Consider the following 24686-nt stretch of genomic DNA (forward strand, 5'->3'; position numbering starts at 1 on the left):
GCTGCTATCGGGCGTGAGACGCGCATCCGCATCGAGTGCCGCTTGACCGAACCCACCGACGATATCCTCACGCGCCCCCTGGGGGTGCCGGAGGCACAAGCGCCGGAGCGGCCCCTCAGCCGGTTCGCGCGCCTCGTCGCGCCCTTACGCCGGCCCAAGGTGGCGGCGGGAGCGATCGCGGGCGGATTGCTCGCGGCCTGCGGGCTGGTGCTCGCGCTGGGCGATCCCCAGGGCGGCGAGCCGCGCGTGGAGGTCGCGATCACGATGCGCGAGCCTCGGGCCCGGCCGGCCCCCGCCCCGGTGGCGGCACCCGAGCCGCAGGGCGCGGTGGTCGTCAACGCGGGGGGCGCGCAGCAGCGCAGCGCCGAGGAGATCGAGACCGCGTCCGGTGTCACGGTGGTGCGTCCGCCGGGCTCGGGTCCGAGCGAGGCCGTGGTGATCCGCGTGCCGCCGGCCAGCGCGCCCCGGCTCGCCGCCGCGCCGGATCCGCGGATCAGCGAGCAGGGCCGTCACGGCTTGATGCCGAAGCTCGGCGAGGGCCGTATCCGCGCCCTCGACGTCTATGCCCGGGCCGAGGAGCCCGGCACCGGCCCGAGGATCGCGATCCTGGTGACCGGCCTCGGCGTCGGCCAGGCCGCCACCGCCGGCGCGACCGTGCGCCTGCCGGCCGCGGTCAGCCTCGCCTTCCTGCCCTACGGCGCCGAGGCGGAGCGCGCGGCCGCCCGCGCCCGCGACGCCGGCCACGAGATCTTCCTCCAGCTGCCCATGGAGCCGTTCGACTATCCCGACAGCGATCCGGGTCCGCAGACGCTGCTCACCGCCCTGAAGGGCCTGGAGAATGCCGACCGCCTCGCCTGGTCCCTCGCCCGCTTCCCCGGCTATGTCGGCGTGGCGAACTTCATGGGCGCCAAGATGATGGCCGACCCGGCCTTCGAGCCGATCCTGCGCGAGATCGGCACCCGCGGCCTCGGCTTCCTCGACGACGGCACCGGGCCGAAGCCGACGCCCGCCAACAAGGGCCGCACGCCCGTCGCCCGGGCGGAACTCGTCCTCGATGCGGTACCCCGCGCCGACGCCATCGACGCGGCGCTCAGCCAGGCCGAGGCCCGCGCCCGCGCCACCGGGTTCGCCCTCGTCTCGGCCAGCGGCGCGGCCCTCAGCGTCGACCGGATCGCCCGCTGGGCCCGGGACCTCGACACCCGGGGCATCCGCCTGGTCCCGGCGAGCGTCGCCCTGCGCGGCGCCGTGGAGAAGCGGGTCAGCACCGCCAATTGACCCGGCGCCGCGCGGCTTTCGGCGCCGGTGCCGTTGCCGCGCCACTTGCCCCTGACCTATGGTCGCCCGCGATGACCACAGATTCCGACTCGGGCACCGCGCTGCCTTACCGCCCCTGCGTGGGCGTCGCGCTGATCGCGCCCGCGGGCGGCGTCTTCGTCGGGCGCCGGACCAAGGATGCCGGGCCTGAGCATGTCGCCGGCCCGTATATGTGGCAGATGCCGCAGGGCGGCATCGATCCGGGGGAGGATCCGGAGGCGGCCGCACGGCGAGAGCTCTACGAGGAGACCAACGTGCCGCCCGACGCGATCCGCCTGCTCGGCGAGATCCCGGACTGGCTCACCTACGACCTGCCCCCGGCGGTGATGAAGCAGGCCTGGAAGGGCCGCTATCGCGGCCAGACCCAGAAGTGGTTCGCCTACGGCTTCCTCGGCAGCGAGGATCTGATCGACGTGCTGACCCCCGGCGGCGGCGCCCACAAGGCTGAGTTCGATGCCTGGCGCTGGGCGCGGCTCTCCGAGTTGCCGGACCTGATCGTGCCGTTCAAGCGCCCGGTCTACGAGGGCGTCGTCGCGGCCTTCGCGGGCCTCGAGACCTGGGCGGCCCAAGCTCCGGCGGCCCAAGCCCCGGCGGCCCAGCCGTGACGGCGCGAGCGGGGTCGTAGGGTGGTGCGCTGGCTCGCGGTCCCGCTGGGCCTCGCCGTGGCGTGGCTCGCCTTCACGGTGAGCCCACTCTGGTCGCTCTACGATCTCTCGCAGGCCGTACGCCGGCACGACGTGGCTTATATCGAGACCCACGTGAACTTCCGGACGCTCCGGCTGTCCCTGGTCCGCCAGATCACCGCAGCGGTGCGCGCCGCCTCCGACACGGATCTGGAGCTCGAGCCGCGAGACCGGCAGCGCCTCAACGACGTCGCCTACGGCCTCGCTTTGGCGCTGGCCGAGACCCTGGTGACGCCCGAGACGGTCATGGACCTGCTGGACAACGGCTGGCCCGACAAGCTCGACATCGAGCGCCCCGCCGATCTCAAGCCGGAGGGCCTGGCGATCCGCAGTGCCGGGCGGCTCCTGCCCTATTACACGTCCCTGGAGATGCGCGGCTTTCGGGCCGTGGTGATCCCGATCCCGCCCGAGGCGCCCCGGGCGGAGCGCACCCGCATCCGACTCCGGCTGCGCGGCTTCAGCTGGCGGCTGGTGGATATCGAGATGGCGGATATCCTGCGCACCCAGATCGCCGCCAAGCTCGGCCGGGCGCTGGCCAGGGCCAAGCTCGGAGCGAGCGCCGGCGAGGAGCGGTAGCAGCGCTCGCCTCCCCCCTTTGCGGGGCGGTTGCCCCCCAGGCAGGCGGGGAGCGACGGTGCAGATCAGGGCTCCGGCGCGCACACCGACTCGGCCGGGCGAGGAAGCCGAGTTCCCGTCTCTGGCTCCGGCCTGACGGCCGACCCATCCTCGCGCCTCAATTCGCCTTCGGAGCGGGCGCCTTGGCGGCGGGGGCCTTCTCGTCCGCCGGCACCTTGGCCTTCGGCTCACGGGCTTCCACGAGGCTCTCCGCCTCATCCTCGTCGGTGTTGCCGCCCTGCACGATCGTCTTGTCGGGGTTGGCGAGCAACGACTTGGCGATGCCGAGCAGCACCTCGCACTCGCCGGGGAACTTGTAGGTCTCCAGCACGATCGCCGCGTCGCGCAGCGTGCGCAGGTCGCGCACCGTCTGGGCGTTGGCGTCCTCGCGCAGTTCCTTCTTGGCGGCGATCCCCTCCTCGATCTGGGCGCCCTTCACGTCGCACGCAGCCCGGGCCGGCAGGGCGGCGGCCGCGAGGGCGAGGGTGAGACCGGTGGCGATAAGGGGGCGCCGCATGGCGGGATTCCTCAGGGGTTCAAGTCAGGCGTGATGGTGACGGTGCGCGGCGCGCAGGATGTCGTTCGTAAGCGCCACGAGCTGGCTGGGGCGGTAGGGCTTCGGAACGAACACCGATTCGGAGACGGCGTCGGCCGCCGACAGGCAGCCGCGGCCCCCGGACGTGTAGATCACCGGCAGGTCCGGGCAGACGCTGCGGGCGCTGCGGGCCAGGGCCAGGCCGTTCGTGTTGCGGGCGAGGTCGATATCGGTGAAGAGCATGTCCACGCTCTCCCGTGCCAGGATCGCCTCGGCCTCCCAGGCATCTGCGGCGGTGAGCACCCGATAACCCTCTTCGAGAAGCGCCTCGGCGGCCAGCTCGCAGACGGTCGGCTCATCCTCGACCACCAGGATGGTCGCGACGGCCGAATCCAGGGCGGGCATGGACGGGCAGGCGAAGGCGGCGGCGAACGGCATCATGACGCAACTCCCACTCACCCGGCGGGGGCGCGGTAGCCCCGTGCCGGATCGAAGGAGCAACGGGCCCCTGCGCTCCGGCGTTCGCCGTGATTGCATCGAATTGCTCGGACTTGGTGCACGGCCCGTTAACCCCGCCCCGGTGCAGGTGAACGGAGCGTCGGAAATGGTTAACGACGCGTTACCGGGATGCCGTGGGAGGGTCGATCCGTGAACCGGTCCTGGCAGTTAGGCACCGGCCTGCTCCTGACGGGGCTCGCCGGATACGTCGATGCGCTGGGCTTTGTGCGGCTCGGCGGGCTCTACACCTCGTTCATGAGCGGCAACACCACCCAACTCGCTGTGTTCGGGGCAGAGGCCCAGCTGCACCGGATGCTGCTGCCGGCGATCCTGATCGCGGCCTTCCTGACTGGCTCGGTTCTGGGCAGCGGGCTGGCGATCCTCGTGCCGGCACGGTGGACCACACCGGTTGTGCTCGCCTACGAATCACTCTTGATTCTGGGCGGCCTCGCGCTCGGACTCGCTTCCCCGGAGCTGGGGCTCGCAGCCTTCTTCGTGGCCGTCGCCATGGGAACGCAGAACGCCGTGCTGGCACAGGTGCAGGGCTTTCGGGCCGGCACCACCTTCGTCACCGGCGCCCTGTTCAGCCTGGGCCAGAAGATCGCCAAGGCGCTCACCCGCACGGGCGAGCCGTTCGGTTGGATCGGCGACGGTCTGGTCTGGTTGTCCCTGCTGCTGGGCGCCTATCTGGGCGCCCTGGCCTACGAAGCGTTTGCCCTCTACGCCCTGATCGCGCCGGCGGCGGTCTCGGGGGTGCTCGCGCTCATCACTGCGTTCCTGGTCCTGCGCGCCGGCCAGCGGACCACGAAGGTCGAGTCCCCATGAGCGATTTCGTCAGCCATCCGTCCCTCACCGACCACGTCGTTCCGCTGGAGGCGGGCGCCCACGTGGTCGCGGCGCATTTCCTCAAGGATGCGCCGGCTTTAGCGCTCGGCGACGGGACGGTCGCTCTGATGCAGGGCGACGATCTCACCCGCCTTGCGGCCCATCCCGACAGCGGGATCCTGGTGGCGGCCGGAAGCCAGGACCGCCTGGTCACCGGCGGCGACGACGGCCGCGTGGTCGAGATCCGGGCCGGCGGCGCCACTCAGGAACTCGGCACGGCCAAGGGCGGCGCCTGGATCGACGCCCTGGCGCTGCACCCGGACGGGGCGGTGGCTTGGTCGGCGGGGCGTGCGGTTACAGCGCGGGATGCCAAGGGCCGGGAGAAGAGCTTCACCGCCCCGTCCACGGCCCGTGGTCTGGTCTTCGCCCCGAAGGGCTACCGGATCGGCGTCTCGCACTACAACGGCGTCAGCCTCTGGTACCCGAATCTCGAGACCCCCGCCGAGGTCGTGAGCTGGAAGGGCTCGCATATCGACGTGACGTGGTCGCCCGACGGCCGCTTCGTCGTCTCGACCATGCAGGAGAACGCCCTGCACGGCTGGCGCCTGCAGCCGGATCGCGGCCACATGCGGATGTCGGGCTATCCGGGCAAGGTCCGGTCGGTGTCCTGGTCGTCCGACGGAAACTGGCTTGCCACCGGCGGCGCCGAGGCGGCGATCGTCTGGCCGTTCGACTCCAAGGAGGGACCCACCGGCAAGGCGCCCCGGGAATGCGGCGTCCGGCCGGCCCGGGTCTCGCGGGTAGCGTTCCACCCCAAGGCGCCGGTCCTCGCAGTCGGCTACGAGGATGGCTGTATCCTGCTGGTGCGCTTCACCGATGCCTCCGAGCTGCTCGTGCGGCCTGCCGTCCAGGGGAGCGGGATCACGGCCCTCGCCTGGGACGCGCGCGGCAACCGGATGCTGTTCGGCTGTGCCGACGGCCAGGCCGGCCTGCTGACCCTGCCGGCCTGATTCGCGTTGTCTTCGGCCGTAGCCCTTTGTTCGGGGCTACGGCCCGTCTTCGAACCGGAGGGTCTGACGTGTTCCGCGTGTTCCGCACTCTCGGCCTCGCTCTCGGCCTGCTCGGCGGCGTGATCGCCGCTCAGGCGCCCGAATTCGCGCAGCAATATGCGCAGCGCCTGGGCGGCGCAGTGGACGAGCTGCGCCGGCAGGTGGCGGTGCTGGAATCGGACGCGCAGGCGACGGGCACAACCCGCGAGGGCGCGGTCGACCGGCTGCGCACCAATCCCGACCAGCTCGTCGCCCGGCGTGGCGAGGCCGCCCAGGCCGATATCACCCGGCTCGCCCGCCTGAGCTCGCAGCAGCAGGCGCTCGCATCGGCAACCAGCCCGCTCGGCAAGGTGGTGGCGATGCTGCGCGACCCCGACGTGCCGGTGGCACAGGCCGCATACCAGGATTTCAGCCCCGCGGTCCCGACCAATGCCGACGGACTGGCGGCGGGCTTGATCGGCTTCCTGGCCGCCTGGGGCGGCTGGCGCGTGCTGTCGGATATCGGCTTGCGGCTGATCCGCAGACGCCCGCGGACGACGACCCGCACGGCCTGAACCGCCGCCGGCCCGGCGCGCGGACCCGGGAGTGTTGCTCTGGGTCTACAGCGGCTTGCGCAGGGCTTGCGTATCGAGCGTGATCCGGCCGCCTCGGTCCGGGAGAAGGCGCAAGATGCCCCGCGCGTCGAACCCCACCACGATCGATCCAGCGCTCGACGCCGCCGCCCTGCTGCGGCGCATCGGCTTCTTCGGCCTGTTCGTCATCCTGCCGGTGCTGGCGCAAGTCGCACGGCGCGCCACGGTGATCCTGGCGCCGATCGCCGTCGTGCTGCTGATCATCGCCAGCGCGATCGACCGGCGCCAGCGCCCGGTGCGCCCGGCCGTGTCCCGGCTGCTGACCGCCCCGGCCTTCCTGGCCGGCATGCTGGTGGTGCTGTGGTCGGTCCTGTCCCTGACCTGGACCCCGTTCCTCGGCCCGGCGGTCGAGCGGCTGGCCAATCTGGCGGCGACGATCGGGCTGGCGCTGCTCGGCTATTTCGCCCTCCCCGACCGGATGCGCTCGGCCAACCTCTACCTGCTGCCGCTCGGGGTCGTGGCCGGCTCGATCGTGGCGATCGTGCTGGGGCTGTTCGGCGCCCACCTGGCGCCCCCCGGCATCGACGATGACGGTGCCCTCGACCGCGGCCTGATCCTGCTGATCCTGCTCGTCTGGCCGGCGCTCGCCTGGCTCCGGTCCCGGCGGCGCGACCGCGAGGCGCTCGGGCTCGCCCTGCTGGTCGCCCTGGCGCTCACGGTCCAGCCCGACGTCACGCAGATCGCCGCCCTGGCGGTGGGGGCGCTCGCTTTCGCGATCACGAGCTATCGGCCGAAGCTCGGCGTGATGCTGACCGCGACGATCTCGGCCGCCCTGCTGGCCGTGGCGCCGCTGCTGCCGTTCCTGGCGCGCCCGGTCGGCGCCGCCCTGCTCGGGCCGCTCGCGCCCGCGGTGCTGTCGCTGAAGAGCTGGCAGAAGGTCGTGACCACCGATCCCGTGCGGCTCATCACCGGCCACGGCTTCGAGACGGCCCTGCGCGGGCGCCTCGTCGGCATGCTGCCGCTGAACGCGCCGACCACCGCCCTGTTCGAGTTCTGGTACGAGCTCGGCATCGTCGGCGCGCTGGCGGCCGCCTTCGCGCTCTACGCCTCGATCCGCCGGGGCGGCCGGGACATCCCGGCGCTGATCCCGGGGGCGATGGGGTGCTTCGCCGCCGCCTTCACGGTGGCCTGCCTGGGCGTCGGCCTGACGGCGATCTGGTGGCTAAGCATCATCGCCATCGTCATCGTGGTGTTCGTGGCGGTGGAGCGTGGCCAGTTCCGCACCAGCCGCCCGAAGGTGGCCAAGCTCCACCGGCTGCGCGAGGACTGATCTCCTCAGGTCATCGGTTGAGGAAGCCGTGCAGCCGGATCCAGGCCAGGAACAGGCCGGGCCAGGCGGCGGCCGGCGTGCCGGGGGCGCCGAGCCCGAAGCCGTGGCCGCCCTGCTCGAACAGGTGCAGTTCGGCCGGAACCCGCGCCTTGCGGAGCGCCGAGAACATCAGCAGCGGATGGTCGGCCACCGCCACCGGATCGTCGATCGCCTGGACCAGGAAGGTCGGGGGCGTCTCCGGCCCGACCTGGAGGTCCACCGAGTAGGTCTTCATCTCGAGCGGCGTAACCTCGTCGCCGACGAGGATCCGGCGCGTCGCGGTGCGATCGAACGGCTTGCGCATGGTGATGACCGGGTAGATCAGCCCGGCGAGCGTCGGCCGAACCGGCTGCGCGTCGGCCTCGTCCACCGGGGCGTAGAGGTCGCTCGCGGTGCCCACCGCGGTCTCGCCCATCAGGTGGCCGCCCGCGGAGAAGCCGAGCACGCCGACCCGGGCCGGGTCGATGCCGTATTCCTGGCCCCGCGCCCGCACCAGCCGCAGCGCCCGCTGCGCGTCCTGCCTTGGCGCGTCGGGCCCCGCGCCCCAGCCCTCCGCGGGCAGGCGGTAGACCAGCAGGAAGACCGTGATCCCAGCCGCGTTCAGGACGCGTCCGACCGGCACGCCCTCGTTGCCCAACGCGATGAACTGGTAGCCGCCCCCGGCCGCCACGATGATCGCCGCGCCGTTGGGATTGGCCGGCCGCATCGCCAGCAGGCAGGGCTTGGCCACCCGAGTGACGTCCCCCGACCGGCCCTCGACGTACCGGTAGCCGTCGGGATCCGGACCGCTGCCGCCCCCCGGCGGATCCCCGGGCCACAGATCGATCACCTGGAGATCGGCGCCGGGCAGCGAGCGCGGCAGGGCGCGGATCGCCTCGTGGGGCGCCGGCTCCGGCGGTCTCTCCTGGGACTTTGCCGCCCGCAGGCCGAGGGCGCTGGTCAGGCCGGCGAGCAGCAGGCGGCGATCGAGATGCATGAACCGGTCCCGGGCGAGGCTCAGGACCGGGGCCGGACGACGCGGCGGACGGATACGGTCATGGCGATCTCCTGGGACATCCATGGCCCAACGTCGGAGGAGGCGGTGCCGGTTCCGGAACCGCGCGTCCTCAGTCGCGCCGGGTGATCACGGATACGTAGAAGCCGTCGGTCCCGGTCTGCAGCGGCGTCATCTGCAGGCCGTGTTCGGTGTGGCGGACGGACGCCGCCAGGCTCGGCGGTCCCGCGGCCAGGACGGTCTCGGCCGGCACCGCGTCGAAGCGCCCACGCCAGCGCGACAGCAACCCGGCCACGGCCGCATCGTTCTCCGCGGGCAGGAGCGAGCAGGTGATGTAGATGATCCGCCCGCCGGGCCGGACCAGCTTGGCCGCCCGGTCGAGGACCTGCGATTGCTCGGCGATGCGCAAAGCCAGGCTGCCGGGGCGGAGCCGCCACTTGGCGTCCGGGTTGCGCCGCCACGTGCCCGAGCCGGTGCAGGGCGCGTCGACCAGAACCCGATCGACATGGCCATCGAGATCCTCCAGCACGTCGGCGCGGGCCTTGCCGCTGCGCGGGGTCCGCACCGCGACCTCGGCCCCGGAGCGGCGCAGGCGCTCGTGGATCGGCGCGAGCCGGCGCGGATCGCCGTCCGTGGCGATCAGGCGGGCGCCGTTCCGCGTCTGGGACGCCAGCGCCAGGGTCTTGCCGCCACCACCTGCGCAAAGATCGACGATGGTCTCGCCGGCCTGGGGATCCGCCAGGAGGGCCGCGAGCTGCGAGCCCTCGTCCTGGATCTCGTACCAGCCGTCCAGGAACTCGGCCTCGACATGGAGCGCCGGGCCGCGGCCGTCGGCCCCGATCGGGATCCGGACGCCGAGCGGCGCGTGCGGGGTCGGGGCGGCATCGAAGGCGCTGAGCGCCGGCATGAGGTCATCACGGCTGCCGCGCAGGGCGTTGACCCGGATATCGAGGGGCGCGCGCCGGGCCAGCGCCTTCAGCTCGGGAATCAGGTCGTCGCCGAGAGCGGCTGCCAGTTCGGGCAGCACGAAAGCCGGGGCATCGCCCGCCACCTCAGGCGGTGCGTCGTCCAGCGTGCCGGATTCGAGGCGCGCGCGCTCGTCATCGCTCAGCGGCTCCGGGGCGAAGCGCTCGCCCGAAAACAGGGCCGCCACCGAGGCGGCGGCGAGCCCCTGCTGCAGCCGCAGGGAGCCGATCAGCACGGCGCGCGGCGTCTCCGAGCCCATGATCCAGGCGGCCGACGCCCGCCGGCGCAGGGCATCGTAGACCAGGCTGGCGATCCCGGCCCGGTCACCGGAGCCGGCGAAGCGGTGGGCGAGGCCCCAATCCTTGAGCGCGTCGGCGGCCGGGCGGCGGCGCTCCGTGATATCGGTCAGGACTTCGATGGCGGCGGAGCAGCGGGCGGCGGGGGTCAGGGTCCGGATCCTTTTGAATGGGTCGAGGCCGACGCGAAACGGCCACGCTTGGCCCACGATGCCGCCACGGTACGGCCGAGCTTCCAGCACGATCGCGGTCCAGACCGGATCGTGGGCGGTCCCGCGGCGCGGGGCTGGCCCGTGTCGTATGGCATCCTCCCGTCGCGGGCCAGAGCGTTCCGCCACGGGGGCATGGCCGGGAGTGCCTCAGATCATGTCTTCTGTCGTCCGCGTGACTCTTACCGGCACCGTTGCCGGGCTCGTCGCCGCCACACTCGCCGCCTGCGCCAGCGCCCCGGCAGCCGCCCCCGATTTCACCCCGCCGCCGCGGCGGCCGCTGGATGCCAAGACGCAGCTCGAATACGGCAACCCACCCCCGCCGCCACCGGGCCGCTACTGAGTCCCGGTCGGAGACCTGCGCTGATCCCGCCCGCCCCCTCATTCTGCGGTGATGGGTGGGATCGCCTCAGGCGGCTTCCCGCGCTCGCCGGGCCTCGTAGGCCTTCAGCCCGGCATAGACCTGCGCGAGCACCGGGAATGCCGCCTCCGGGGCCAAGCGGCCGCCGCGGGCGATCAAATCGCCGATGACGTGGTCTGCCTCGATCCGGCCGCCATTCTCGATGTCGCGGAGCATCGAGGCGGTGAAGGTCGAGCCCGGGGCCGTCAGCTGCGCCCGCGCCCGCTCGGCAACCACGCCGCGCGGCGCAAACCCGCTCGCCGCGGCCACTGCGGTGCATTCTGTGTGAAGGGCCGCGATGAACGCCGCGCCGCCGGGCGCCGCCACGATATCGCCGACTGCCGCCCGCATCAGGGTCGTGGCGCCCGCGAGAGTCGCGAGGAACACCCACTTCTCCCACATCTCCTGCAGGATCACCTCGCTCAGCCGCGCCTGGAACTTCAGGCCCCGCATCAGTGCGTCGACCGCCTCGATCCGGGCGGAGCGCGAGCCGTCCCGCTCCCCGTAGGTGATGCTGCAAAGCTCGCTCATGTGCCGGATCGCCCCGTCCGGCGCGAGGGTCGCCGCGATGGCGCAGGAACCGCCCAGCACCCGTTCCGCGCCGAACTTGGCATCAAGGGCGTCGAGATGGGCTAGGCCGTTCAGCACCGGCAGGATCGCGGTCTGCGGCCCCACCGCGGGCGTCAGGTCGGTCAGTGCGCTGTCGAGGTCGTAGGCTTTGCACGACAGCAGGACGAGATCGAACGCCCCGGCCTCGGCCAGCGTGTCGGCCGTCACGGTGGACGGGGCGGCCAGATGCAGGTCGCCCAGCGGCGAGTGCAGCACAAGCCCGTTCGCCGCCAGCTTCCCCGCCCGGGCCGGCCGGACCAGGAAGGTGACGTCGGCTCCCGATTCCGCGAGCCGAGCCCCGTAATAGCCGCCGGTCGCCCCGGCTCCGACGATCAGCGTACGCATTGGGAAACTCCGGGTCGGACTTGTCGGCCGTATCGGGTCAGATGGGCTCGACCATCGAAGGTCGCCGGCAGCATCGAGTCAAGGTGGCGACGCTTCGCGAAGGGCCAGCTGATCGCCAGTTCGGTCTCCCGTGCGGGGGTCCGACGTTTACACCTTGGCCCGTGTCAGGCGCGATGCGCTCTCCTCCCCCTCGTGGGAAAGAGTTGGAGGTGGGGGTGGTGCAGGAGGCACCGCCCAGTCACATCCGGCCCCACCCCCACCCCTGCCCTTCCCCACAAGGGGAAGGGAAAACGCGTGGTGCTTTCAGCGTTTACGACCGAACGAACGGCATAAATCCGCGACCCGCGAGAGCACGCGTGGCGCCTGCGAAAAACGGCGCCTCAGGTCCGCGACGGGTAGTTCGGGCTCTCGCGCGTGATCGTCACGTCGTGCACGTGGCTCTCGCGCAGGCCGGCATTGGTGATGCGGATGAACTGCGCCCGCTCCTGGAAATCCGGGATGGTCGCGCCGCCGACATAGCCCATGGCCGCGCGCAGGCCGCCGGCGAGCTGGTGCAGGACGTTGCCCACCGGGCCCTTGTAGGGGACCTGGCCCTCGATGCCCTCGGGCACGAGCTTGTGGGTGTCGTTGACCTCGGCCTGGAAGTACCGGTCGGCCGACCCGCGGGCCATGGCGCCCACCGAGCCCATGCCCCGGTACGACTTGTACGAGCGGCCTTGATACAAAAAGACCTCGCCGGGGGCCTCGTCGGTGCCGGCGAGCAGCGAGCCGAGCATCGCCACCGAAGCGCCGACCGCGATCGCCTTGGCGAGGTCGCCGGAATACTTGATGCCGCCATCGGCAATGACCGGGATGTCGGCCTCGCCGGCGGCCTCCACGGCCTCCATCAGGGCGGTGAGCTGGGGCACGCCGACGCCGGCCACGATCCGGGTGGTGCAGATCGAGCCCGGCCCGATGCCGACCTTGATGGCGTCGGCGCCGGCATCGATCAACGCCTTCGTGCCCTCCCGGGTGGCGACGTTGCCGGCGATCACCTGAACGGCGTTCGAAAGCTGCTTCACCCGGGCGACCGCGTCCAGCACCTTGATCGAGTGGCCGTGGGCGGTATCGACCACGATCACGTCGCAGCCGGCGTCGATCAGGCGCTCGGCCCGCTCGAAGCCGCTATCGCCGGTGGTGGTGGCGGCGGCGACCCGCAGGCGACCCTGCTCGTCCTTCACGGCGAACGGGTAGGTGACGCGCTTCTCGATGTCCTTGACGGTGATCAGGCCGATGCAGCGGTAATGGTCGTCGACCACCAGCAGCTTCTCGATCCGGAACTGGTGCAGCAGGCGCTTGGCCTCGTCCTGGGTCACGCCCTCGCGGACCGTGATCAGCCGGTCCCGCGTCATCAGCTCGGCCACGGGCTGTGCGGAGTTGGTCGCGAAGCGCACGTCGCGGTTGGTCAGGATGCCGACCAGCTTGCCCCGGGAGCCGTTGGGCCCGCGCTCCACCACCGGGATCCCGGAGATGCGGTTGCGCTTCATCACCTCGAAGGCGTCGGCCAGGGTCTCGTCCGGGTGGATGGTGATGGGGTTCATCACCATGCCGGACTCGTACTTCTTGACGAGCCGGACCTGCTCGGCCTGCTCGGCCGGCTCCAGGTTGCGGTGGATCACGCCCATGCCGCCATTGGCCGCCATGGCGATGGCCATCGGCGCCTCGGTGACGGTGTCCATCGCGGAGGCGAGGATCGGGAGGTTCAGCGGGATCGTCCGGGTGAGCCGCGTCGCGACGTTGACCTCGGTCGGCATCACCGAGGAAGCGGCGGGCCGCAGGAGCACGTCGTCGAAGGTCAGGCCCTCGATGATCGTTGCAGAATCGACTCGGGCCATGTGCCAACTTTCCTCGGACGGCCGCGCTCGCGGGGGCTGCGCAGCGGGATCGGGTTGGCAAGGGCCAGTATCATGGGGTCCGCGGCTGCGCCAATGCACCGTCGCCGCGTCGCAGCGGGAAATCGCGCATGGCTCCCCCGCTTTTTTGCAACGCCGACCGGGTCAGCGCGCCGCCGAAGCGGTGGGACCCTTGTCGGTATATTCCGGCGGCAGGCCGATATAGTCGCCCAGGATGCCGTCGATACCCGGCGCGCGGCCGTAGGCCTCGCAATCGGGATCGAGGGGCGCTTCGCCGAGCGTGGTGACCCGGATGCGGTCCCAGGTCGGCAGGGTGTTGGGGGCGTTGAACGGGTCGTCACCCGTCGCCAGCATGAAGCCGAAATCCTGGCCGAACTCCCCGGCGAGATCGTAGGCGTCGCTGGCGCGGGAGAAGCGCGGCTGGCTGGTGAACGAGTTCGCCGCCCCGCCCCAGACCATCGCGGCGCGCTGCTCGCGCCGACGGTCCAGCGCCTCGGCCTCGACCGTGAGGCTGCCGAGCCCGATCGGGATCCGCGGGATCGGGATGCGGCCGATGCCCTCGACGGCGCTCAGCCCGACCTGCGAGGCGACCGTGACGCCGGCCGAGCCCGCGATGGTGGCGCCGGCGCCGAGAAGGTCGGTGGGCTCGACCCGGGTGACCTGCGCCCGGACGGTGAGATCCGCGTCGCGGCCGGTCACCACGTCGTAGCGCAGCGACAGGTCGTAGCAGAGCGCCCGGTCGGCTGCGTTGGCGATCAGGCGGCGCTCCGCCTGGGTCAGCGGCGCGGCGCCCGCGACGTCGGCGTGGAATGCCGTCGGAATGATCCGCACGGTGCGGGCCTTCGCGAGCGCCGGCCGGTCCACGTACAGCCGCGACGCCGACGCGACCGCCGTGCTCGCCTGCAGGCGGTCGTAGCGCGTCAGCGAACCGCGGTCGTTCAGCAGCACCGTGCCGCAGGCTGCCACCGTCGACATGAGCGCGACGGCGGCGGCGATCCGCGACAGGGAACGGCGCTTGCTCGGAGAGGGCTGCATCAAGGGTCTCGCGGCCGGCACCGTGCCGGGATCGACGGCCGGAAGACCGCTCGCGCCAAACGTAGCCATTGGACCACCCGCGCAAAAGGTGGTGTTCGGTCACGATGCAACCCCTGTTGCGTTGCGGATACAGGCGCGAAACACGACCGTGCGAGATCGCCGCCCCGCCGTGCAACCGTCCCGCCGCGCTACGCGTCTGCTGTCCGATGCCGTCCCCAAACGCAAAACCGCTCTGGATCGTCCCTCTGACGGTGGCCACGGCCCTGTTCATGGAGAACACCGATTCCACGGTGATCGCCACGGCGCTGCCCAGCATCGCCGCGAGCCTCGGCGAGGATCCGATCGCTCTGAAGCTGGCCCTGACCTCGTATCTGGTCAGCCTGGCGATCTTCATTCCGGTGAGCGGCTGGATGGCCGACCGCTACGGCTCGCGCACGGTGTTCCGGGCCGCGCTCGTCGTCTTCATGCTCGGGTCCCTGGCCTGCGCGGCCGCCAACGGTTTGGCGTGGTTCGTCGCGGCGCGCTTCCTCCAGGGCATGGGCGGGGCGATGATGGTGCCGGTGGGCCGCCTCGTGGTGCTGCGCAGCGTGCCGAAATCGCAGCTCGTGACGGCGCTCGCCTACCTGACCTTCCCGGCCCTGGTCGGCCCAGTGCTCGGCCCGCCTCTGGGCGGGCTGATCACCACGTGGTTCGACTGGCGCTGGATCTTCTTCATCAACCTGCCGATCGGCTGCGCCGGGATCGTGCTAGCGAGCCTCTATTTCGAGGACATAAGCGAGCCGGAGCGGCCGCCGCTCGACATCGCCGGGTTCTTTTTGCTCGGCACCGGCCTCGCCGCCCTGATGCTGGGGCTCGCCTCGATGGGCCGCCATCTCCTGCCGGCCTCGGTCTCGTGGGGATGCCTGGCGGCGGGCGCGGTCCTGCTGCCGCTCTACGTCGCCCATGCCAGGCGGATCGCCCATCCGATCGTGCGGCTCGACCTGATGAACCGCCCGACCTTCCGGGTCGCGATCCTCGGCGGCAGCCTGTTCCGGGTCGGAACCGGGGCGATCCCGTTCCTGCTGCCACTGATGCTGCAGGTCGGGTTCGGGCTCGACGCCCTGCATTCCGGGCTGATCACCTTCGCGGCTGCGGCCGGGGCGATGTTCGTGAAGGCCCTGGCGCCCAAGATCCTGCGCCGTCTGGGTTTCCGCACCGTGATGGTCTCGAACGCCGTGCTGGCCTCAGCCTTCCTGGCGGTGAACGGGCTCTACACCGCGGAGACCCCGCACTGGATCATGATCGCGCTGCTGTTCATCGGCGGCTGCTCGCGCTCGGTGCAGTTCACCTGCGTCAACGCCATCGCGTATGCCGATCTCGAATCCCGGGAGATGAGCGCGGCGACGAGCTTCGCCAGCGTCTGCCAGCAGCTGTCGCTGAGCCTCGGGGTCACGCTGGGCGCCCTGGCGCTTGAGGGCACCGCCGGGTTCCACGGCCGGACTACGATCGAGGCCGGAGATTTCGGACCGGCCTTCTTCGCCGTGGCTATTTTGTCGGCGCTCTCTGTCCTGGCCTTCCGCAAGCTGACGCCGGATGCCGGCGCCGAGATTTCCGGTCGCCGGATGGTCGCCGCGACGCCGTCCGCGACGCCCGACCTGAAGCCCCGGGCGAGCTGAGCCGGTCAGGCTGCGGCGCGGGCCGGGGCACGGCCGCCGGATTTCTTCCCGGTGCCGCCGCGCGCCGCCGGGCTTTTGGCGGGTGCCTTGGCGGGGGCGCGCTGCGGAGCCGGCCGTGCGCCCGCCTCGCCGGCGCGCCAACCCTGCCAGCTCCAGGCGCCGGGCCCCGTCAGTGCGTAGATCAGGAACCCGCCCGCCAGACCGAGATCGGCCAGCATCAGCGTCCGCTCGGCGATGGCGGCCGGCCCGACATATTGCCAGAACGTGTGCAGCATCACGGCCGTCACCGCCGCGAACACGGCCAGCGCCAGCCCGGTCAGCCGCGGCAGCACGCCGAGGATCAGGGCCAGCGGGCCGAAAACCTGCACCACGACGGCGGCGGTGGCGACGCCGTCGGGGAACGGCATGCCGCTGCCGGCGAGGGTGAGCGCGAAGCCCGAGACGTTGAGCGCCCGGGCGATCCCGGTGGGCAGCAGCGCGGCCGCCAGGAGCAGGCGCGCGGCGAGAAGGGTTCCGTCCTGGGCGCGGGCGATCATATCGGGTCCGGTCGGCTGTGAGGGCTGACCGGACGGTGGCGGATTCGTTTGAAGGCGGGGTTAAGTCCGCTGGTTCAGGGGCGCATCGTCTTCGTCCGAAAGCCGGCTTCCGCCTTTCGGACGATGGTCAGCCCGCGACGCCGCCCCGGAACAGCCGGCCGCGCTCGGTCCAGAGCACCACCAGCACCGCGAGCCCCCCGAGGGTCGCGTAGCCGATCCCGACCGGCAGGACGGTCCCGTCGAAGGCCTGGCCGATTACGTAACCGGAGAACGCCCCCAGGATCGTCGTGTAGAAGCCCACGAACGACGAGGCCGTGCCCGCGATGGCGCCCAGCGGCTCCAGCGCCAGCGCATTGAAGTTCGGCAGGGCGAAGCTCATCAGGAACTGGTTCGCCGCCAGGATCGATAGGAACGCCGCCAGGGGCGGATGGCCGTGATAGGCGAGCCCGACGCCGACCTGGGCCAGGGCCACCAGCGTGAAGGCGATGATGCCGGCATGCGAGAGGGCCCGCATCCCCAGCCGCCGGACGATCCGGGCGTTGATCAGCGTCGCCGCCCCCATGGCGCCAGCCACCAGCCCAAAGGCCAGGGGGAACAGGGTCCCGAGATGGTAGAGCCCGGTGTCGAACACCTGCTGGGCCGACCCGACATAGCCCATGATGCAGCCGGTCAGGAGGCCGAGGGCCGTGGCGTAACCGATCGAGACCCGGGTCGTGACGGTGGTGCGCACCGCATCCAGGGTCGCCCGGAGCGAGAGCGGGCGGCGGTATTCCGGGTGCAGCGTCTCCGGCATCCGCAGCGAGAACCAGGCGGTCAGCCAGAAGGCGAGCGCCAGCATCGAAACGAACACGTAGACCCAGGAGCCCAGCGCCAGCATCAGGCCGCCGATCGCCGGGGCGATCATCGGGACGATCAGGAAGACCATCATGGTGAGCGACATCACGCTCGCCATCTCGCGCCCGGCGAAGCGGTCGCGCACGATCGCCACCGAGAGCACGCGCCCGCCGGCGGCGCCGATGCCCTGGATGACCCGGGCCGCCAGCAGCCAGCCGAAGCTCGGCGCCACCATGGCGAGGCCGCAGCCGACCACGTAGATCGCGAGGCTGGCGAGCAGCACCTTGCGGCGCCCGAACGTGTCCGAGATCGGCCCGTAGGCCAGTTGGGCGACGCCGAACCCAGCCATGAAGACGTAGACGAGGAGCTGCAGCCGGTTCGGGTCGGGCACGGCAAACCGCGCCTCGATCGCCGGGAAGGCCGGCAACAGGTTGTCGATGGAGATGGCAGTGACCGCCATCATCAGCGCGATGATGGCGACGAACTCAGTGAAGCCCGGCCCCGACCGTTTCTGCGGGACGCTCACCGGCTGGACCGGCGGATTGGGCCGGATCGCGATGGTCACAATGGGCACTCATGCTGCGAGGGGTTGGCCCGATGGGGCGCCCCCTTCGCGGCACGCTTGTGACGGCTCCGCCCGCGCGGCGCAGTTCAGGCCGGCAGCGGGCGCAGGGCCGGCTCCCGCGGGCTGCGCCCGACGAAGCCCGCCATCAGGGCCGCAACCAGGCAGAGCAGGCCGGCCGACACGAAGGCGCCGAGATAGCTGCCGGTATCGGTGCGGACCATGCCGGCGAGCCAGGCCGCTGAGGCGGCGCCGATCTGGTGGGCGGCGGCGATCCAGCCGAACATCAGCGCGGCATTCTCTTCGCCGAACGACTTTCCGGCGAGCTGGACGGTGGGCGGCACGGTGGCGATCCAGTCGAGCCCGTAGAACACCGCGAACAGGGACAGGCCGTAGAAGCTGAGGTCGAACGAGTAGGGCAGGAAGATCAGCGAGAGGCCGCGCAGACCGTAATACCAGGCGAGCAGCTTGCGCGAATCGAACCGGTCGGTGAGCCAGCCCGAGGCCGTGGTGCCGATCAGGTCGCAGATGCCCATGAGCGCGAGCAGGCCCGCAGCCGTCACCTCGGCGATGCCGTGGTCGATGCAGGCGGGGATCAGGTGGGTGCCGATCAGCCCGTTGGTCGAGGCGCCGCAGATGAAGAACGTGCCCGACAGGAGCCAGAAATCCTTCGACTTCAGGCCGGTCCGCAGGCCGCGCAGGGCCCGGACCGCCGGGTTCTCGGTGAGGACCGGGTTCGGGGTCACGACGGACTCGCCGTAGCGGGGCAGGCCGAGATCCGCCGGCCGGTCGCGCAGCAGCAGGGCCGCCACCGGGATCAGCAAAAGGGTGACGGCCGCAACCAGCAGAGAGACCGAGCGCCAGCCCTGCCCGACCGCCAGCGAGGCTAAAATCGGCAGGAAGATCAGCTGTCCCGTGGCGCTGCTCGCCGTGAGCATCCCGATCACGAGACCCCGGCGCTTGCCGAACCACCGCCCGGCCACGGTGGCGCCGAGCACGTTGGCGACCATGCCGGAGCCGGACCCGACCACGATTCCCCAGAGCAGGACCATCTGCCAGGGCGCCGTCATCAGGCTGGTGGCGACGGTGCCGAGAGCCAGGACGAAGAGCGAGCAGCAGACCGACCGGCGCAGGCCGAAGCGCTCGATGATCGCCACCGCGAACGGCCCGATCATCCCGTACATGAAGATGTTGAGTGCGATGCCGACCCCGATCGTGGCGGCGGTCCAGCCGAATTCCCGCTCCCAGGGCACGATCAGCACGCTCGGCGTGGCGCGCACCCCCGCCCCGATCAGCAGCACCAGGAAGGTCACCGCGGCGACGATCCAGGCATAGTGCAGGCGCGGCACGGGCGGCGCAGGGAGCGTCTCGACGGGGGCGGCCATGATCAAGCTCCGGGGGTGAGACGAGCAGTCAGGAAGCGGCGATGAGGGCGTCCGCCATGGCGGCGACGGCCTTGGGATCGACCTGCGCGTTGATCCGGGCCTGGGCCCCCTGCCAGTAGGGCATCGCCGCCGCGACGGCCTTGCGGCCGATATCCGTCAGGGAAACGACGCGCTCACGCGCATCCTGGCCCGATTCGATCTTCACGAGGCCGCGCCGCTCCAGCGGATCGAGGTTGCGGGCCATCGTGGTCCGCTCAAGAACCGCCTCGACGGCCAGCCGGGTGAGCGGCGTCGGCCCGAGCCGCTCCAGCCGGCGCAGGATGGAGAATTGCGTCACCCGCAGCCCGGCCGGGCGCAGGGCCGCGTCATAGGACGCCGTCAGGGCGCGGGTGGCCCGGCGCAGGGCGACGCAGGTGCAGGGCTCGATGGGAGAATCGGTGCTCACGATGCGTGTATATGCACGTATTTTCGTCCCGACAAGCCGGGCCTAACGGTTCCATCGGTTCGACACGCGAGAAGCGGGAAATGCGGCCGGCTGTCATCGACACGGCGGATGACCCTGCTAACCCTGCGCCTGCAGGCTCCCGGTTCGTGAGAGGCACGATGACACTCGAAACCGCGACGGCGTTGTCATCATCGGAACAGAAGTCGGCCCGGACTGGACTCATCGAGGCCGCTGCCGAGATCGTCGCCGCGCAGGGCGGCCCCGGCGGCTTCGCCCGCGACCTGTTCGGGCGCGTCACCCCGGAAGATCTGGCCCCCTACCCGGCCGATGCCCTGGCCGACCTCGCGGTCAAGGCGCGGGCGCTCCTGTCCGAGCCGCGCAAGCCCGGCGATCCGGCCCGGGTGCGCCTGAGCGACGCCGCGCTGGTCCGGGACGGACGGCCGCGCGAGATCACGATCCTGGAGGTTGTGAACGACAACCGCCCGTTCCTCCTGGATTCGACCCTGGCCGAGCTGACCGAGCAGGGCCTGACGCCGGACCTCGTCGCCCACCCGATTCTCGGGGTCGAGCGCGACGCGTCGGGGGCGCTGGTGCGGGTGGTCGGCGAGACCACCGCCGACGCCCATGGCAGCCTGGCGCGGGAGAGTTTCATCCATCTCCATCTCGGCCGGCTCGACGGCGAGGCTCGCGAGCGCCTGGTGGAAGCCCTGTCCCAGGTCTACCGCGACGTGGCCCTGGCGAGCGACGACCACGGGGCCATGCTGGCCCGCATCTCCGAACTGTCCGACAGCCTCGGCCGCGCGCCCTCCCCGCTGCCGGAGGCGGAGGTGGCCGAGGCGCGGGCCTTCCTCGACTGGCTGAAGGACGGTCAGTTCCTGATCCTGGGGATCCGCCAGCACGGCATCGCCGCCGACGGGCACCCGCTGATCGACGGCTCCAGCCTCGGCGTGCTGCGCGATCCCGGCGCCACGCCCCTGCGCCGCGGCCGGACACCGGTCGACTACACACCGGAGATTCTGGCCTTCCTGGAGGAGCCGCAGGCGCTGATCATCACCAAGGCGAGCGCCAAGTCCCGGGTCCACCGGGTGGCGTATCTCGACTATGTCGGCGTGAAGCTGTTCTCGGCCACCGGCAAACTATCGGGCGAGGTGCGGATCGTCGGCCTGTTCACGGCCTCGGCCTATACCGCTCCCACGCGCGAGGTGCCGGTCCTGCGCCGCAAGGTCGACGCGGTGGCCGAGCGGGCGGGCCTGGACCCGACCAGCCATGCCGGCCGCAGCCTGCTGGCGGTTCTAGAGACCTACCCGCGGGACGAGCTGTTCCAGATCGATAGCGAGCGGCTGTACCGCTTCACCCTGGCGATCGCGAACCTCGCCGACCGGCCGCGGATCCGCGTGCTCTCGCGGCCGGACCGGTTCGGGCGCTTCGTCTCGCTGCTCGTCTACGTCCCGAAGGACCGCTACGATTCCACCATCCGGGCCCGGATCGGGGCCTATTTGGCCGAGGCCTATGGCGGCCGGCTGAGCGTCGCCGATCCCGCCTTTCCCGAGGGGCCCCTCGCCCGCACCCACTACATCATCGGCCTGTCCGAGGAGGATGTGCCGGAGCGCGACCCGGCAGCCCTGGAGGCCGGGATCGCGGCGCTGGTCCGGACCTGGGGCGACGCCCTGCGGGCTGCCCTGGCCGACGCTCATAACGGCGACCGCGCCCGCTTGCTGGCCACCCGCTACGCCGAGGCGTTCTCGGCCGCCTACCGGGACAATTTCCCATCCGATGTCGCCGTGGCCGATGTCGCGATCCTCGAATCCTTGAGCGACGCGCAGCCGCGCGCCGTGCATATCGAGCGGCGAACCGGCGATTCCGAGGCGCAGGTCCGCCTCAAGGTGTTCTCCCGCGGCACCGCGATCGCCCTTTCCGACCGGGTGCCGGGCCTGGAAAATCTGGGGTTTCGGGTCATCGACGAGCGGACCTACCGGATCAAGCCGGCCGGGCTCGACGAATCCGCCCGGGTCTGGCTGCACGACATGCGGATCGAGCGCGCCACCGGGGCGCCCATCGACCTCGCGACGCTGGAGCAGCCCCTCGAAGAGGCGATGCTGGCGCTCGGCGACGGCGCGGCGGAATCCGACGGCTACAACCGGCTCGTGCTGGAAGCCGGCCTCCCCTGGCGGGACGCAGCGCTGCTCCGGGCGCTCGGCCGCTACCTGCGCCAGCTGCGCATCCGCTACGGGCAGGATTACCTCGCCGGCACGCTGAGCCGCCATCCCGGCATCGCCCGGGCGATCGTCAGCCTGTTCCGGACCCGGTTCGACCCGCGGAACGAGGGCGACCGGGCCGCCCAGGAAACGGAGACCCGCGCCCTGATCGAGGAGGCTTTGGGCGACGTCACCAGCCTGGACGACGATCGGATCCTGCGCCGGTTCGTCAACCTGGTCGAAGCGGCGGTGCGGACGAACTTCTTCCAGACCACCGCGGATGGCGGACCGCGGGAAACGATCAGCTTCAAGTTCGCCTGCGCCAAGGTCACGGCGATGCCGCTGCCACGGCCGTTCTTCGAGATCTTCGTCTATTCGCCCCGGGTCGAGGGCGTGCATCTGCGCTTCGGCTACGTCGCCCGCGGCGGCCTGCGCTGGTCGGACCGGCCGGAGGATTTCCGCACCGAGATCCTGGGCCTCGTGAAGGCCCAGCAGGTGAAGAACGCCGTCATCGTGCCGGTGGGCGCCAAAGGCGGCTTCTTCCCCAAGCGCCTGCCGCCGGCCTCGGACCGGGCGGCCTGGATGCAGGAAGGCACCGAGAGCTACCGGATCTTCATCCGGACGCTCTTAGAGCTCACCGACAACATCGTCGACCAGGCGATCGTGCCGCCGCCGGACACGGTGCGGCACGATGCCGACGACGCCTATCTGGTGGTGGCAGCCGACAAGGGCACCGCCACCTTCTCGGACATCGCCAACGCCCTCTCCCTGGAGAAGGGCCACTGGCTCGGAGACGCGTTCGCGTCCGGCGGCAGCCAGGGCTACGACCACAAGGGCATGGGCATCACCGCCCGCGGCGCCTGGGAGGCGGTGCGCCGCCATTTCCGGGAGATCGACGTCGACGTGCAGAGGGACCCGATCACCGTGGTCGGGGTCGGCGACATGTCGGGCGACGTGTTCGGCAACGGCATGCTGCTCTCGGAAAGCCTCCGCCTGATCGCGGCCTTCGACCACCGCGACATCTTCCTCGATCCGAATCCCGATGCGGCGAAGAGCTTCGCCGAGCGCCGGCGCCTGTTCGATCTGGGCCGCTCCTCCTGGGCGGATTACGACCGCTCCCTGATCTCCGAGGGCGGCGGGGTGTTCGCGCGCAGCCTCAAGACGATTCCGCTGTCTGAACCGGTCCGGGCCGCCCTGGGCTTCGACCGGGTCGAAGCGACGCCGACCGAACTGATGCAGGCGATCCTGAAGGCGCCGGCCGACCTGCTCTGGTTCGGCGGCATCGGCACCTACATTCGCGCCACCACCGAGACCGACGAGGATGCGGGCGACCGGGCCAACGACGCCGTGCGCATCACCGCGCCGGAGCTGCGGGTGAAGGCGATCGGCGAGGGTGCCAATCTCGGGCTGACGCAGCGCGGCCGCATCGAGGCGGCCCGCGCGGGCGTCCGGCTCAACACCGACGCGATCGACAATTCCGCCGGCGTGAACACTTCCGACGTCGAGGTGAACATCAAGATCGCCCTGATGGTCCCGGAGCGTGACAATCGGCTCGATTACGATGCGCGCAACCGGCTGCTCGCCGCCATGACCGACGAGGTCGGGCGGCTGGTCCTGCGCAACAACGAATTGCAGACGCTCGCCCTGTCGCTCGCCCAGCGCGGCGGCCTGGGCGAGACCGGCTTCGCCATGCGGACGATGCAGGCGCTGGAGGCCGAAGGGCGCCTCGACCGGGCGGTGGAATACCTGCCCGACGATGCCGCGATCACCGAGCGGATGCGCCGCGGCGAGGGGCTGACCCGGCCGGAATATGCGGTGCTGCTCGCCTACGCGAAGCTGTCGCTCTACGACGCGATCCTGGCGAGCCCGGTGCCGAACGACCCGTATTTCGACCGCGAATTGCAGCGCTACTTCCCGAAAGCCCTGCGCGAGCAGTTCCCGGACGCCGTGAAGGGCCACCGGCTGCGCCGCGAGATCATCTCCACGGCGCTCGCCAACATCATCGTCAACCGCGGCGGCCCGTCCCTGGTCACGCGCCTCGTCGACGGGACCGGGGCGGATGCCGCCACCATCGCCAAGGCCTACGCCATCACCCGCGACGCCTTCGGGCTGATGGAATTGAACCTCGCCATCGACGGCCTGGGCGGTGGCCTCTCCGGGCAGGACCAGCTCGGCCTCTACGCCGAGGTGCAGGGCCTGCTGACCAACCGGATCGTCTGGTTCATCCGCAACCTCGACCTGACCGGCGGCCTCGCGCCGCTGGTGGCGCGCTACCGCGACGGTGTCGCGGCCGTGGAAGCGGCTTTGCCGAAAGTGCTCGACGCCGAGGCGCTTGCGGCGATCGCCGACCGGGCGGCGGAACTGGAAGGCCACGGCATGGCGCCGGAACAGGCCCGACGGCTCGCCTCCCTGAACGCCCTGATCTCCGCGCCCGATATCGTGCGGGTGGCCGAGGCCAGCGGCCGCCCGGTCGATGAGGTGGCGGCGACCCACTTCGCCCTGGAACATGCCTTCCGGCTGGACGAGCTCGCCGCTTCGGCCCGGACCGTGCCGGTGGCCGACACGTTCGACCGGGTCGCCCTGGAGCGGGCGGTCGCCGGCATCGCCGCCGCCCATCGCAAGCTCACGGCCGAGGTGGTGGCCGATCTCGGCGCCGGGCCGGAGGCCGTCGCGGCCTGGGCCAAGGCGCGGGGCGCGCCGCTCGTCCGCATCCGCGACGCCGTGGATGCGATCAGCGCTTCGGGCCTGACGGTCTCCAAGGCGACCGTGGCGGCGAGCCTGCTCGGCGATCTGGTGCGAGCGGATTGAGGACGGCCCTCTCCCTCCCGCGGGTTCGCGGACTCACGCATCGCGTTCGGCAGTAAGCGC

Annotated in this window: 21 protein-coding genes; 10 read left to right on the forward strand and 11 right to left on the reverse strand. The window is 71.4% G+C overall.

Annotation, left to right across the window (positions count from 1 at the left end):
- Window positions 1-42 precede the first annotated feature (42 nt).
- The 3 genes from MKK65_RS05345 (at window position 43) to MKK65_RS05355 (ending at window position 2573) form a co-directional block, all read left to right on the forward strand.
- Window positions 43-1275, forward strand: coding sequence for a divergent polysaccharide deacetylase family protein (locus MKK65_RS05345; protein ID WP_243956070.1), 1233 nt, complete (start codon window positions 43-45; stop codon window positions 1273-1275).
- A gap of 71 nt (window positions 1276-1346) precedes the next feature.
- Complete coding sequence (locus MKK65_RS05350; RefSeq protein WP_058190182.1) at window positions 1347-1919, forward strand: RNA pyrophosphohydrolase; 573 nt, start codon at window positions 1347-1349, stop codon at window positions 1917-1919.
- A 24-nt stretch (window positions 1920-1943) separates the two neighbouring features.
- Window positions 1944-2573 (forward strand): DUF2939 domain-containing protein, encoded by a 630-nt coding sequence (locus MKK65_RS05355; protein ID WP_058190569.1) that lies wholly within the window; start codon window positions 1944-1946, stop codon window positions 2571-2573.
- A 157-nt stretch (window positions 2574-2730) separates the two neighbouring features.
- Here MKK65_RS05355 and MKK65_RS05360 read toward each other — a convergent pair whose 3' ends face one another.
- Entirely contained in the window at window positions 2731-3129 is a 399-nt protein-coding gene (locus tag MKK65_RS05360) for a hypothetical protein (RefSeq protein ID WP_058190181.1), read from the reverse strand.
- A 24-nt stretch (window positions 3130-3153) separates the two neighbouring features.
- Window positions 3154-3588 carry a response regulator gene (locus MKK65_RS05365; RefSeq protein ID WP_058190180.1) on the reverse strand — a complete coding sequence of 145 codons (435 nt, stop codon included), beginning with the start codon at window positions 3586-3588 and terminating at the stop codon, window positions 3154-3156.
- A gap of 207 nt (window positions 3589-3795) precedes the next feature.
- On the opposite strand from MKK65_RS05365, the gene MKK65_RS05370 reads away from it, so the two are divergent.
- The 4 genes from MKK65_RS05370 to MKK65_RS05385 all read left to right on the forward strand — a co-directional run bounded on the left by MKK65_RS05370 (window position 3796) and on the right by MKK65_RS05385 (window position 7421).
- Window positions 3796-4470 (forward strand): YoaK family protein, encoded by a 675-nt coding sequence (locus MKK65_RS05370; RefSeq protein ID WP_243956080.1) that lies wholly within the window; start codon window positions 3796-3798, stop codon window positions 4468-4470.
- The gene (locus MKK65_RS05375; RefSeq protein WP_243956088.1) at window positions 4467-5480 is read left to right on the forward strand and encodes a WD40 repeat domain-containing protein; all 1014 of its coding nucleotides are present in this window, start codon (window positions 4467-4469) and stop codon (window positions 5478-5480) included. Before MKK65_RS05370 ends, MKK65_RS05375 begins: the two co-directional genes overlap by 4 nt.
- Window positions 5481-5548: 68 nt before the next feature.
- Window positions 5549-6073 (forward strand): DUF2937 family protein, encoded by a 525-nt coding sequence (locus MKK65_RS05380; protein ID WP_243956090.1) that lies wholly within the window; start codon window positions 5549-5551, stop codon window positions 6071-6073.
- A gap of 115 nt (window positions 6074-6188) precedes the next feature.
- Window positions 6189-7421 (forward strand): peptide ABC transporter permease, encoded by a 1233-nt coding sequence (locus MKK65_RS05385; RefSeq protein ID WP_243956091.1) that lies wholly within the window; start codon window positions 6189-6191, stop codon window positions 7419-7421.
- A gap of 10 nt (window positions 7422-7431) precedes the next feature.
- Here MKK65_RS05385 and MKK65_RS05390 read toward each other — a convergent pair whose 3' ends face one another.
- Both MKK65_RS05390 and MKK65_RS05395 read right to left on the reverse strand, forming a co-directional pair.
- Window positions 7432-8436, reverse strand: coding sequence for an alpha/beta hydrolase (locus MKK65_RS05390; RefSeq protein WP_243956093.1), 1005 nt, complete (start codon window positions 8434-8436; stop codon window positions 7432-7434).
- A 130-nt stretch (window positions 8437-8566) separates the two neighbouring features.
- Window positions 8567-9925: an RsmB/NOP family class I SAM-dependent RNA methyltransferase gene (locus MKK65_RS05395; RefSeq protein WP_243956190.1), complete on the reverse strand. Its 1359-nt coding sequence runs from the start codon at window positions 9923-9925 to the stop codon at window positions 8567-8569.
- 157 nt (window positions 9926-10082) lie between these two features.
- Between MKK65_RS05395 and MKK65_RS05400 the strand changes: the two genes are divergently transcribed.
- A complete protein-coding gene (locus MKK65_RS05400; RefSeq protein ID WP_243956095.1) occupies window positions 10083-10268 on the forward strand; it encodes a hypothetical protein in 186 nt (61 codons plus the stop codon).
- A gap of 66 nt (window positions 10269-10334) precedes the next feature.
- On the opposite strand, the gene panE is transcribed toward MKK65_RS05400, so the two are convergent.
- The 3 genes from panE to MKK65_RS05415 form a co-directional block, all read right to left on the reverse strand.
- A complete protein-coding gene (gene panE, locus MKK65_RS05405) occupies window positions 10335-11279 on the reverse strand; it encodes a 2-dehydropantoate 2-reductase (protein WP_243956097.1) in 945 nt (314 codons plus the stop codon).
- Between the two features lie 380 nt (window positions 11280-11659).
- Window positions 11660-13153 (reverse strand): IMP dehydrogenase, encoded by a 1494-nt coding sequence (gene guaB, locus MKK65_RS05410; protein WP_243956099.1) that lies wholly within the window; start codon window positions 13151-13153, stop codon window positions 11660-11662.
- A 162-nt stretch (window positions 13154-13315) separates the two neighbouring features.
- Window positions 13316-14206: a DUF3313 domain-containing protein gene (locus tag MKK65_RS05415; RefSeq protein ID WP_243956101.1), complete on the reverse strand. Its 891-nt coding sequence runs from the start codon at window positions 14204-14206 to the stop codon at window positions 13316-13318.
- A 206-nt stretch (window positions 14207-14412) separates the two neighbouring features.
- On the opposite strand from MKK65_RS05415, the gene MKK65_RS05420 reads away from it, so the two are divergent.
- A complete protein-coding gene (locus MKK65_RS05420; protein WP_243956103.1) occupies window positions 14413-15861 on the forward strand; it encodes an MFS transporter in 1449 nt (482 codons plus the stop codon).
- 5 nt (window positions 15862-15866) lie between these two features.
- On the opposite strand, the gene MKK65_RS05425 is transcribed toward MKK65_RS05420, so the two are convergent.
- From MKK65_RS05425 to MKK65_RS05440, 4 genes are all read right to left on the reverse strand, one after another.
- Window positions 15867-16397 (reverse strand): DoxX family protein, encoded by a 531-nt coding sequence (locus tag MKK65_RS05425; RefSeq protein WP_243956105.1) that lies wholly within the window; start codon window positions 16395-16397, stop codon window positions 15867-15869.
- A 127-nt stretch (window positions 16398-16524) separates the two neighbouring features.
- Entirely contained in the window at window positions 16525-17796 is a 1272-nt protein-coding gene (locus MKK65_RS05430; RefSeq protein WP_243956107.1) for a multidrug effflux MFS transporter, read from the reverse strand.
- A gap of 86 nt (window positions 17797-17882) precedes the next feature.
- Window positions 17883-19178, reverse strand: a complete 1296-nt coding sequence (locus MKK65_RS05435) for an MFS transporter (protein WP_243956108.1) — start codon at window positions 19176-19178, stop codon at window positions 17883-17885.
- A 28-nt stretch (window positions 19179-19206) separates the two neighbouring features.
- Window positions 19207-19623, reverse strand: a complete 417-nt coding sequence (locus MKK65_RS05440; RefSeq protein ID WP_243956110.1) for a MarR family winged helix-turn-helix transcriptional regulator — start codon at window positions 19621-19623, stop codon at window positions 19207-19209.
- A gap of 158 nt (window positions 19624-19781) precedes the next feature.
- Here MKK65_RS05440 and MKK65_RS05445 point away from each other — a divergent pair, with 158 nt between their 5' ends.
- Window positions 19782-24626 (forward strand): NAD-glutamate dehydrogenase, encoded by a 4845-nt coding sequence (locus MKK65_RS05445; protein ID WP_243956112.1) that lies wholly within the window; start codon window positions 19782-19784, stop codon window positions 24624-24626.
- Window positions 24627-24686: the final 60 nt, after the last annotated feature.

This window comes from Methylobacterium sp. J-001 (genome assembly GCF_022829565.1).
Classification (GTDB): domain Bacteria; phylum Pseudomonadota; class Alphaproteobacteria; order Rhizobiales; family Beijerinckiaceae; genus Methylobacterium.